Annotated in this window: 8 protein-coding genes; 6 read left to right on the forward strand and 2 right to left on the reverse strand. The window is 70.6% G+C overall.

Annotated elements, in window-relative coordinates; all coding sequences use genetic code 11:
* Positions 1-203: 203 nt before the first annotated feature.
* Together ACQPZZ_RS02420 and wecB are read right to left on the reverse strand one after the other, a co-directional pair.
* Positions 204-2,273: a glycosyltransferase family protein gene (locus tag ACQPZZ_RS02420; RefSeq protein WP_432928513.1), complete on the reverse strand. Its 2,070-nt coding sequence runs from the start codon at positions 2,271-2,273 to the stop codon at positions 204-206.
* A 67-nt stretch (positions 2,274-2,340) separates the two neighbouring features.
* On the reverse strand, positions 2,341-3,468 hold the full coding sequence (gene wecB, locus ACQPZZ_RS02425; RefSeq protein ID WP_432928515.1) for a non-hydrolyzing UDP-N-acetylglucosamine 2-epimerase: 1,128 nt from the start codon (positions 3,466-3,468) through the stop codon (positions 2,341-2,343).
* A 62-nt stretch (positions 3,469-3,530) separates the two neighbouring features.
* On the opposite strand from wecB, the gene ACQPZZ_RS02430 reads away from it, so the two are divergent.
* The 6 genes from ACQPZZ_RS02430 to ACQPZZ_RS02455 all read left to right on the forward strand — a co-directional run bounded on the left by ACQPZZ_RS02430 (position 3,531) and on the right by ACQPZZ_RS02455 (position 11,295).
* A complete protein-coding gene (locus ACQPZZ_RS02430; protein ID WP_432928517.1) occupies positions 3,531-5,198 on the forward strand; it encodes a glycosyltransferase family 4 protein in 1,668 nt (555 codons plus the stop codon).
* 110 nt (positions 5,199-5,308) lie between these two features.
* Complete coding sequence (locus ACQPZZ_RS02435; protein ID WP_432928519.1) at positions 5,309-6,571, forward strand: nucleotide sugar dehydrogenase; 1,263 nt, start codon at positions 5,309-5,311, stop codon at positions 6,569-6,571.
* A gap of 14 nt (positions 6,572-6,585) precedes the next feature.
* Complete coding sequence (locus tag ACQPZZ_RS02440) at positions 6,586-7,674, forward strand: glycosyltransferase (RefSeq protein ID WP_363635106.1); 1,089 nt, start codon at positions 6,586-6,588, stop codon at positions 7,672-7,674.
* Between the two features lie 150 nt (positions 7,675-7,824).
* Complete coding sequence (locus ACQPZZ_RS02445; RefSeq protein WP_432928522.1) at positions 7,825-9,651, forward strand: DUF4434 domain-containing protein; 1,827 nt, start codon at positions 7,825-7,827, stop codon at positions 9,649-9,651.
* Positions 9,652-9,920: 269 nt separating this feature from the next.
* A complete protein-coding gene (locus ACQPZZ_RS02450) occupies positions 9,921-10,508 on the forward strand; it encodes a hypothetical protein (protein WP_432928524.1) in 588 nt (195 codons plus the stop codon).
* 130 nt (positions 10,509-10,638) lie between these two features.
* A complete protein-coding gene (locus ACQPZZ_RS02455) occupies positions 10,639-11,295 on the forward strand; it encodes an NUDIX hydrolase (protein ID WP_079314646.1) in 657 nt (218 codons plus the stop codon).
* Positions 11,296-11,367 lie beyond the last annotated feature (72 nt).

Consider the following 11,367-nt stretch of genomic DNA (forward strand, 5'->3'; position numbering starts at 1 on the left):
GTGCTCGACTGACAGTGATCAGCACACCAGCCGCGGGCCTTCCCGGTCGCTCCCGCGTGCTGCCCAATGGAGGTATAGCCAGGGGTACCACGGAGCGAACGACCAGGTCAGGGCGTCGGCCGGGAGACGGGAGAGGGTGCGGAGCAGGCCGGAGGCGGCCGTCCAGGGCTGCCACGTGCCCTGAACGGCCCTCCTCCCGACGATCAGATGAGCACGTGCGGCTCGGGGTTGCCGGCGAAGCAGAACTGCGCGTTGCGGGTCAGCTTGTAGTCGGCCGCCTGCCACGTGTGGGCGGTGGCGTCCGAGCCGCGCATGTAGATGAAGTTGTAGCGGTCGGCCGAGTAGATCCGGACGCCCTCCTCCTTGCAGCGCCGTACCAGCCGGGTGTCCTCGCCCGCGTTGACCGCCTCGAACGGGAAGGCACGCAGCAGGTCGGTCTTGGCCAGGATCGTCGCCCCCTGGATGAGGTGGGCGTAGCGGTGCTCCAGCCCCGGCAGGCGGAAGATCGTGACGTCCTGGTCGGGGAAGTACGTGTAGTGCGCGCCCTTGCCGACCATCTCGGCGTCGGCGTAGTCGAAGGAGCGGACCAGGTCCGACAGGTAGTGCTCGCCGTAGATGTTGTCGTCGTCCATCTTCGAGATCAGCTCGCCCTCGGCGTGGGCGATGCCGTGGTTGAGCACCTCGCCGAGCGTCCAGGACGGATCTGCGGTCAGCACCTTCACGGCCGGGATGCCCGCCGCGAGGGCCTTGTCCCGGACGACCGCCGGGTCCTCCGACAGGCCGTGCATGACCAGCACGAGTTCCAGGTTGCGGTGCCGCTGCCGCGCCACCTGGCTGATCGCGTGTTCGAGCTGGCCGGCCCGGTTGGTCGGCAGCACCACGGAGATCGACCGCGACCGTGAGACGACCGGCAGGCCGAGGTCGCCGAGGATCTGGTCGACCCGGTGCGAGAACAGGTGCTTGTCGAACACCTCGCGCATCGCCAGGTGGCCCTGGCGCGCCCGCAGCTCGGGGCTGTTGATCAGGTAGATGGCCCGGTTGTACGCCTCCTCCTGGGAGTGCGCGACCGGGATGAGCGGGCCGAAGGTCTCCTCGATGGCCCGCGACCACCCCGACAGCACCGTGGTCGAGCAGGCCGACAGCTCGAACACCCGGCGCGCGCACATGGTCGGCGAGTCGATCACCGAGTTCACGTTCAGGAAGACCTTGTACATCTTGTACGCGGCCAGCATCTGCTCGTACGGCAGCTCGCCCACGATGTGGGGGCGGTACTCCTCGGGCCAGGCGTACTTGTCGGCCACGGAGGCGTTCCTGGCGTAGATGTGCAGGCCGAGCGGGCGTACGGGCGCGAGGATCGTCTCCATCTGCTCGCGCCGCTCGGGGTGCTTGTCGCGGAAGTACATCCCCGCGAAGACCACGTCGTACGGCCGGCCCTGCTTGGTCTGGATCGGGTTGTGGATCCGGGGCTGGGCGGCGAACTGCAGCACGCCGACACGGTCATGACCCAGCATCTCTCGATATTTCGGGATCATGTCGCCGTCGCACGTGTACACGTAGTCGAACAGCTTGGCCGTGTCGATGAAGAAGTCGAAGTTGGGCGGGTCCTCCTTGTTCCAGAAGACCGTGGGGATGCCCTCCTCGCGGCACCAGGCGATCAGGTCCCGCAGCTCCTGCTTCGGCGCGTTGGTCCCGGTCATCTGGTAGCGCCAGCGGCCCTGGTTGCCGTGCCAGGCCGACTCGCAGAACAGCATCTCGGGACGCTTCTCGGCGAAGATCTCGCGCCAGTCCTGCAGACCGAACTCGATCTGGTCCCACTCGTACTTGAAGGCCATGCGGGAGAAGTCGTCGAGGATCACCGCGACGCGCAGGTCCGGCCGTACGATCGGGCCGTCCGGCCACTTGAGGCCCGGGATCTTGACCTCGGGGCCCCGCGCCTCGGCGGCGGCGGCGACCTCGATCGCGGAGGGCGGCGCCTTCGGGGCCTTCTTGCCGTCCTTCATCGCCTTGCTGAGATCGCGCGGCAACCGGACGATCTTCTTGGGCTTCGCCGCGTTCGTCAGCACCTGCGCGACCCGGTAGGGCTTCTGCGTCTGGGTGGCCTGCAGCCTCCAGAGGGCGTAGTCCGCGCGGGCCTCCTGGTAGGCGAGCCGGTTCTCCAGGTCGCGGATCCGCTGCTCGTACTGCTCGACGTGCTTGCGCTCCTCGGGCAGCCAGTTCACCGGCCCCAGCCGCTGGAAGCGGGGCTCTTCAGGAGTCTCTTCGGTCTCAGCCATACCTCTCCCCTTTACGGAAGGGTCATCGTACGGGGGGCAGCGCCGCCTTTATGCCTAAATAGGGGTTTCAGCCGACCCGGCCTTTGGCGGCGGGGGAGAGGTTGTCATCGCGGAGCCAGGCCTCGATGACGCGGGCGATACGCGGCCCGGCCGCGCCGTCCCACAGCGGCGGCAGCTCGCCGCTCGGCGTCGCCGCGCCGTCCGCCAGCGCCTTGGACGCCGCGGCGGGCAGCGAGGCGGGGGTGACGAGCCGGTTGGTGCCGTGGGTCACGGTGACCGGCCGCTCGGTGTTGGGCCGCACGGTGAGGCAGGGGACGCCCAGCATGGTCGTCTCCTCCTGGACGCCGCCCGAGTCGGTCACCACCAGGGCGGCGCCGCGCACCAGGGACAGGAAGTCCACGTAGCCGAGCGGGTCGACGATCTTCAGGTTCTCCCGGTCCACGAGACCGGCCTCCGCCAGCCGCTGCCGGCCGCGCGGGTGGAGCGGAACGACGACCGGCACCTGATCGGCCACTCCGAGCACGGCGTCCACCAGTTCGCGGGCCGCCTCCGGGTCGTCGACGTTCGCCGGCCGGTGCAGCGTGGCGACGGCGTACCGCCCGGAGATCCCCAGCCGCTCCTGTACGGGGGCGGGGTCGAGCTTCGGCAGCGCGGCGAACAGACTGTCGATCATCGGGTTGCCGACGAGGTGCACCTTCGCCGGGTCCACACCCTCGTTGGCCAGGTGCGACAGCGCCTCGGGCGAGGTGGCGAACAGCAGGTCCGACAGCGCGTCGGTGACGACCCGGTTGACCTCCTCGGGCATCTCCCTGTCGAACGAGCGCAGGCCCGCCTCGACGTGCGCCGTCGGCACGTGCAGCTTGGCGCAGACGAGGATCGCCGCGAGCGTCGAGTTCACGTCGCCGTACACCACCACGAGCGCCGGGTGGTGCTCGAGCACCACGTCCTCCAGCCCCGTGAGCAGGGCCGCCGTCTGCCGGGCGTGGGTCCCGCTGCCGACGCCGAGGTTCGCGATCGGCTCGGGCAGCCCCAGGTCGGCGAAGAACACATCCGACATCAGCGCGTCGTAGTGCTGGCCGGTGTGGATGATGCCCTGCCGGATCCCGAGCTCGGCCAACCCCTTGACGACCGGGGCCGCCTTGACGAAGTTGGGCCGGGCGCCCAGTACGTGCAGGACGAGGGGGTTGTCTCTCATCTACCTCGCCTTTCGCCTTTTCTCCGACCTGGGACAAACGTTGCCTATGGTACGGTCGCGCCGTGGAAACCGAGGCCAACAAGCCCGCAAAGGCCGTGTCCGCCGCGTCCGCGAAGGCCGGCCTCGGCGGCTTCCTCCGGGGGTTCGCGAAGAACCCGGTTCTCGTCTCCCGGATCTTCGTGAGCAAGGTCAAGTCCGACCCCATGCGGGTCGCCCAGGCCGCCGCCGACGCGATGCCGGCCGGGGTGCGCCCGGTCGTCGGCCGCGTCGCCTGGCCCGCGGCCCGCTTCGTCAAGGTCAGGACCCGCAAGATCCTGCAGCGTGCGGCCAAGGGCCCGCTGCGGGACGCCAAGGCCCACTTCGAGGCCGGCCGGATGTCCGACGCGGTCAAGGTGCTCCAGCCGCAGAGCCGCTGGCCGTTCGTCCGCCGGAGGATGGCCTACTACGAGGGTGAGCTCGCCGCGCTCGGGCCCACCCCGATCCCGCCCAAACCGAAGATCATCATGGGTGAGCGGGTGCCCGGCCGGGTGCTGCACATGGTCACCAACGCCCTGCCGTACACGCAGGCCGGCTACACCGTGCGCACCCACCGCATCGTCACCGCGCAGAAGGCGGCCGGGCTCGACCCCCACGTCGTGACGAGCTGGGGCTGGCCCATGCTCCAGGGGCACACCGACGCCGAGGCGTTCGAGGAGATCGACGGCATCCCCTACTACCGCCTGCTGCCCAAGGGCGAGATGCCGTTCGAGAGCCAGGGGCGCATGATCCGGGGCGCCGCGGACGTCTCGGAGCTGGTCAGGACCCTCCGCCCGCAGGTCCTGCACGCGGCGACCGACCACCGCAACGGCTCGGTCGCGCTCGCCGTGCGCGAGCGGACGAACACCCCCTTCGTGTACGAGGTGCGCGGCTTCCTGGAGGAGACCTGGGTCTCCCGGGACCCGGCCAGGGTCGGCAGCGAGCGGCACCGACTCCAGCGTGAGCGCGAGGCGCACATCATGCGCGAGGCCGACGCGGTCGTCACGCTCGCCGAGACGATGGCCGCCGAGATCGTGGAGCGCGGCGTGCCCAGGGAGCGCATCTTCCTCGCGCCCAACGCCGTGGACGACTCCCTGCTGACCGCGGACTACGACGGAGACACGTTCCGCGACCAGTTCGGGATCGGCCGGGACGAGATCGTCGTGGGCTCGGTGTCGAGCATCGTCGCCTACGAGGGCTTCGCCACGCTGCTGAACGCCGCCGCGCTGCTGCGTGACGCCGGAACGCCGGTGCGGGTCCTGCTGGTCGGCGACGGGGCCGAACGGCCCGCGCTGCTCGAACAGGTCGAGCTGCTCGGCCTGAAGGAGGCGATCCTGCCCGGCCGGGTGGGGCCGGACGAGGCGTTGCAGGCCCAGGCGGCCATCGACATCTTCGTCTGCCCGCGTGAGGACCTGCGCGTCTGCCGCCTCGTCACGCCGCTGAAACCGGTCGAGGCGATGGCCCTCGGCAAGCCGGTCGTGCTGAGCGACCTGCCCGCGCTGTCGGAGCTCGTCGGCGGCGAGGGAGCCGGCCTGCTGGTGCCGCCCGGCGACCCGGCGGAGCTCGCCAAGGCGCTGGCCGCGCTGCGCGACGATCCGGAGCGCCGCCGCGCCATGGGCGAGGCCGGTAAGGCCGAGGTCGCCGCGCACCGGACCTGGAGCAGCCTGGCCCGCACCTACCGGGGCATCTACCAGTCGTTGACCGAAAGCCGATAAACAGCAGAAAGTCGGATGTGTTGCATCAGGCATGCTTGGTTCCGAGTTGAGATAACCTTTGCCACCATGAAGTGTTGTTTCCGCCCCCAGGTTCCCCCCAAGGCCTCGTCGTGACAGCCTTCGATCTCACGATCATCGGGCTGGGATACGTGGGCATGCCGCTGGCCAAGGAGGCCACGGCGGCGGGCCTGCGGGTGGCTGGTCTGGACGTCGACCCCCGCAAGGTCGATGCCCTGAACGCCGGCCGCTCCTACATCGACGACCTGACCGACGCCGACCTCGACGCGATGCTGTCCGCCGGCTTCACGGCCACGCTGGACGCCTCCGTGCTGTCGCGGTCGCGCACGATCGTCATCTGCGTCCCGACGCCGCTGGACGAGGACCACCGTCCGGACCTGTCGGCCGTCGAGGGCGCGACCAGAACCGTCGCACAGCACCTTCAGGCGGGCACGCTCGTCGTGCTGGAGTCCACCACGTGGCCCGGCACCACCGACGAGCTGGCGCGGCCGATCCTGGAGCAGTCCGGCCTGGTGGCCGGCGAGGACTTCCACCTGGCGTTCTCGCCGGAGCGGATCGACCCGGGCAACCCGAAGTTCGGCCTGCGCAACACCCCCAAGGTCGTCGGCGGCTACACCCCCGCCTGCAAGGAGCGGGCCGCCGCCTTCTACGCCCAGTTCGTCGAGCGGGTCGTGCCGGTCAGCGGCACCCGCGAGGCGGAGATGGCCAAGCTGCTGGAGAACACCTACCGGCACGTCAACATCGCCCTCGTCAACGAGATGGCGATCTTCTGCGACGAGCTCGGCGTGAACCTGTGGGAGGCCATCGAGGCGGCTTCCACCAAGCCCTTCGGCTTCCAGAAGTTCCTGCCGGGCCCCGGCGTCGGCGGGCACTGCATCCCCGTGGACCCCTCGTACCTGTCGTACACGGTCCGCAAGCTCGGCTATCCCTTCCGGTTCGTCGAGCTGGCGCAGGAGATCAACGAGCGGATGCCCTCGTACGTGGTGGCCCGCGTGCAGCGGCTGCTCAATCGGGCACGCAAGCCCGTGAACGGCTCGCGCGTCCTGCTTCTCGGCGTGACGTACAAGCCGGACATCGCCGACGAACGGGAGACGCCCGCGATCCCCGTGGCGGAGGCGCTCCTGGAGCTGGGCGCGGAGCTGTCGTTCTGCGACCCGTACGTCAAGGAGTGGTCGGTCGAGGGCAGGGCGATCCCCCGCGAGGAGGACCTGGGCGAGGCCGTGGCCGCCGCCGACGTGGTGGTCCTGCTGCAGCAGCACTCGGTGTTCGACCTTGACGTGGTGGAGGAGCGAGCCCCTCTCGTGCTGGACACTCGCGGCGTACTGACCACGAGTGATCGCGTCGAGCGGTTGTAGGAAGGGTTTCGCGCGTGCACGTGCTCGTCATGACGGTGGTGCATCACCCCGAGGACGCCCGGATCCTGCACCGGCAGATCCGCGCGCTCGTCGACGCCGGTCATGAGGTCACGTATGCCGCGCCGTACACCGCCCGAGGGGTCGTGCCGCGTTCGTGGGTGACGGGTGTGGACCTGCCGAGAGCCGCCGAGCGGCGCCGCCTGGCGGCGGTGCGGGCGGCGCGCAAGCTCTTCAAGAGCATGCGCGGCAAGGTCGACCTGGCGCTCATCCACGACCCCGAGCTGCTGTTCGCGGTCGCCGGGGTGCGCCGGCGCCCGCCGGTCGTGTGGGACGTCCACGAGGACACCCCGGCGACGTTGTCGCTCAAGCCGTGGCTGCCGGCGTTCCTGCGCCCGCCGACGCGGTTCCTCGCCCGGCTCCTCGAAGGGACCGCCGAGCGCCGGCTGCACCTGCTGCTGGCCGAGTCGGCGTACGCCGGGCGGTTCAAACAGCAGCACCTCGTGGTGCCGAACGAGACCTGGGTGCCCGACAGCGTCAGCCCGCCCGGCGATGACCGGGTGGTGTACCTCGGCTGGCTGTCGGAGGCCCGGGGCGTGCAGGAGGCCGTCGAGGTGGCCCGCCTGCTGCGGCCGCACCGCGTGGCCGTGGAGCTCATCGGCTACGCCGACCCGCAGAGCCGCCCTCTGCTGAACGAGGCCGTCGCCCAGGGCGTGCTGGAGTGGCGCGACTTCATGCCGAACGACGAGGCGCTCAAGCGGCTCGACGGCGCGCTCGCCGGGCTCTCGCTGCTGCACGACGAGCCCAACTATCGCCACTCGATGCCCACGAAGATCGTGGAGTACATGGCGCACGGCATCCCGGTCATCACCACTCCCTCGCCGCGGGCCGTGGAGCTCGTGGAGCGGTACCAGTGCGGCCTGGTCGTCCCCTGGCGGGACGCCCAGGCGGTGGCGCGGGCGGTGCTCCAGCTCAGGGACAACCCCTTCGAGCGGAACGGGACCGGCGGACGCGGCTACGCCGCCGCACGGGCGTACCACCACTGGCCCAACTCCGCACGCCGGTTCGTCGACCAGTTGGAGACCTGGGCGGGCGTCAAGCGCTGAGGACGCACCCGTCACACGGCTCGTACGGACGGGTCTGAACGCGCGGTGAACACTGCTCGGGACGGCTCGTGACGACCGTCGGGCAGTGCGATAAGCGGGTAGTCTGTGCGCAGCAAGATCATTTGAACGACGGGCGGTAGTGTCCTGAAAGTGCGCTGGCTCACTCTGATCCTGGGCGTGGTGATTCTCGCCGGTGTCGCATCCGTGGTGATCGTCCTCCGCGACGGGAGCACCGGTTCCGGCACCGCCAGCGCCGGGCAGACCGCCCCCGCGACACCCGGGATCGGGTCGCCGACGCACAGCGAGTTCACCGACCCCTGCGGAACGTTCGAGACCGCCGCGACCACGCCGTACGCCGTGAGCGGCTACTGGCTGATCCCGACCTCCGACCCCTGCACCTGGCGGAGCCAGCTGGAGGCCATCCACCGCCTCGGCGGAGACACGGTCGTGCGCCTCGGCTTCGGCCTGTCGCCGCGCGAGACCGACGACGCGGGGCAGGTCCTGGAGGCGTCGACCCCCGAGGGGAAGGACCCGAAGCCCGACGCCAGGTACGCCCGCTGCGTCGAGAACGGGCTCACCTGCCTGAAGGCGGCGGAAAAGGAGCTTCAGGCGGCCAACCCGGGCAACCGCATCACGCGGACGTACGTCTACCGCACCGACGAGCGGTTCGGCCATGACATCTTCCGCTGCCCGCAGATGGAGCACGAGGTCGTCGTGGGGGACGCCGTCTTCTTCCGGCTCCTCGCGCCCGAGGACGGCTCGGACGACCCCACCTGCGACTTCACCCGTGAGGGGCGCGGCTTTCACCTGATCCTCGTCTCGGCGGGCGCCGAGGACAGCCTCAGCGAACTGCTGGGCCTCGGCGACCGGTTCGGCATCAAGGTCTTCCCGGCCCTGCCGCTCGCGCCGCGCGACCCCGAGGAGTCCACCCGGGCCGACCCCCGGCACATCGGCACGCTCACCACCCTGACCCGGCGGATCCTGCAGGACTACGGCGACCGCTTCAACGGCCGCGAGTCCCTGGGCGGTGTCTACCAGCCGTTCGAGCTGCAGCTGCGGGACTGGCCCGACCCGAGCAAGGTCCAGACGCTCCAGGTGTACGCCGAGCAGCACCTGATCGTCGAACAGGTGCTGCCGGACAAGCCGATCCTGGTGAGCCCGTACATCGACAGCCGCAGACGGGTGAAGTACACCTCCACGCCCGGTCAGGTGGCCGAGGGCTTCAAGGCCCTCGCGCGCACCGGCGTGGAGATCATCGCGCCGCAGGACGGCCGGGGCACGGGCAAGGTCGGCCTGTTCTGGCCCAACTGGAAGAACAAGCCGGTGGACGACAGCCTCAAGCCGGTCGTCGGCGAGAGCACGTACGCCACGGCCTACTACGGCGCCACACGGGACTACTACCGCGCGATGTCCCTGGCCCGCCAGGAGCTGGCCCAGGAGAACATCCAGGTGGAGCTGTGGGCCAACGTGGAGGCGTTCGAGCCGTCCACCTCGATCGAGGCATGCGGCCGTCAGGGCACCCGCGGGCGCACGGACAAGCCCAGGCTGGACACGCAGGTGACGCTCGCCGCGCCGTACGTGTCGAAGATCATCTCGTACATGTGGAGCGACTTCTTCACCTGCGGCTCGCCTTCGCTGTCGGAGGAGATCGCGAGGGACTGGGACCGCCCGATCCCGATCGAGGCGCAGCGGCGCGCCCGGCAGATCCAGGACGGCCTGGAAATCCGCGGCTACCACCTCGCCTCGGGCAAAGTCACGCTGAGCTGGCCGGGCCAGGACACCCCGCGGGTCGTCGACTCGGCCGCGGTCGGCTGGCACGACCCCACGCCGATCACGGGGCTGCCGACGGGCACGGAGATGATCTGGATCCCGGTGGACTGGGCCACCGTCCCCGGCGACGCCTGGATACGGGTGGAGGTCACCTCCGCCGACGGCAGGAAGGCCGCAGAGGCGGTCTACTACCACAACACCGCCTGACCACCCTTCCGCGAGCGTCGGGAGGGGCCGGGCCGTACCGGCCCGTGTCCCGGTTCCCGTGTCCCGTCTGAACCCGGCAATGTCCGCGCCAGGAACGGACAATGCCGCGGCGGGGCGTCCGCGCGGCCGGCCCCGTGCGCTGATCTTCTTTGCCTGCGCCGCCGCGTGGCAGATCTCGTGCCGCACGCGGAGCGACGGCCGGCCCGTCCACGCCGGTTCCGAGGTGCCCGCCGCATCGGGGCATCCGACGATCGACAAGGAGACCGCACATGAACCGACTTCGTCACCTCCTGCCCGCAGGGCTCGCGGCGGGCACGCTGGTGGCCGCGATGGCCCTGGCCGCCCCGGCGGCCACCGCCGCCCAGGCCGCGAACGCGCGTTCCTACGTCGTCACCGCGCTCGGCTACAACAGCACGGGCTGGACCTACCGCCAGGTGCCCGCCACGACCCAGGTGCCGGACTTCGCCGAGCGGGGATTCGATGACAGCGCCTGGCCGACGGGACAGGCGGGCTTCGGCACCACCAACGGCACCTGCTCGTGGAACAACCCGGCCAACGTCAAGACCCCGTGGGCGGTCAACACCGACATCCTGGTGCGCCACTGGCTGCACCTGCCGCGCGACGCGCAGGAGGTGCGCATCCAGGGCACGGTGGACAACGACGCGCAGGTCTACTTCAACGGCCACCTCCTGCAGAGCGTCAAGGGCGGCAACTGCGCCGGCGGGACGATCGACGTCGTCGTCCCCGCGGCCTACCTGGACTGCTGCAACCTGCTCGCCGCACGCGGCCACGACGTCGGCGTGGCGGCCTACCTGAACCTCCGGGTGACCTACGTCAAGCCCACGCAGGCGCTCTGACGTTCCCGGTGGTGTGTCGCCCGGCCTCGGACGCGCCGGGCCGGGCGACGTCCGGGGGCACGCGGTGGTGAGGCTCCCCGCCGACTCAGGACGGCCCGAACCGCGGCCCGCGTCCTGTAGCGTGCTGCACATGATCCCGCGCATTCCGGTCAGCGTGGATCTGGTCGTGCTCACCGTCAGGTCCCAGCAGCTCAGCGCCCTCGTCTGGCGGCGCGACCGGCCGCCGTACGAGGGCCGGTGGGCGCTTTCCGGCGGTTTCATCAAGCTGGAGGAGGACCTTCCGGCCGCGGCGGCCCGCGTGCTGGCCGAACGGGCCGGCCTTCCCGGGGCGCCGGTCCACCTCGAGCAACTCCAGACCTACGGCTATCCGGACCGCGATCCGCGCCAGCGGGTGGTCAGCGTGGCCTACCTGGGACTCGCCCCGGACCTGCCCGCGTCGACCGAGGCCCACATGAGCTGGCAGCCGGTGGCCGAGCTGACCGAGATGGCCTTCGACCACCGCAGGATCATGCTCGACGGCGTGGAGCGGGCCAGGGGCAAGCTCGAATACACCTCGCTCGGCGCCGCCTTCTGCCCGCCCGAGTTCACCGTCGCGGAGCTCCGCCGGGTCTACGAGATCGTCTGGGGACGGCCGCTCGACCCGCGCAACTTTCACCGGAAGGTCACCAAGACGGAGGGCTTCCTCGTGCCCACCGGGCGCACGACGACCCGCGACGGTGGCCGTCCGGCCATGCTCTACCGCCGTGGTCCCGCCGTGCTGTTGCATCCGCCCATGCTGCGCACCTGACCGGCCGCGCCCGGCCGGGGGCGGGTCCGGCCGGTGAGCGGGACGCCGCCTGCCTCGGCCGGACATCCGGGC

Source organism: Microbispora sp. CA-135349, assembly GCF_050947365.1.
Taxonomy (GTDB): Bacteria; Actinomycetota; Actinomycetes; order Streptosporangiales; family Streptosporangiaceae; genus Microbispora.

What these genes read in the sequence shown, in the direction of transcription:
- wecB (WP_432928515.1), bottom strand. Translation starts at nt 3,468, where the DNA reads ATGAGAGACAACCCCCTCGTCCTGCACGTACTGGGCGCCCGGCCCAAC.
- ACQPZZ_RS02450 (WP_432928524.1), top strand. Translation starts at nt 9,921, where the DNA reads ATGAACCGACTTCGTCACCTCCTGCCCGCAGGGCTCGCGGCGGGCACG.
- ACQPZZ_RS02455 (WP_079314646.1), top strand. Translation starts at nt 10,639, where the DNA reads ATGATCCCGCGCATTCCGGTCAGCGTGGATCTGGTCGTGCTCACCGTC.
- ACQPZZ_RS02420 (WP_432928513.1), bottom strand. Translation starts at nt 2,273, where the DNA reads ATGGCTGAGACCGAAGAGACTCCTGAAGAGCCCCGCTTCCAGCGGCTG.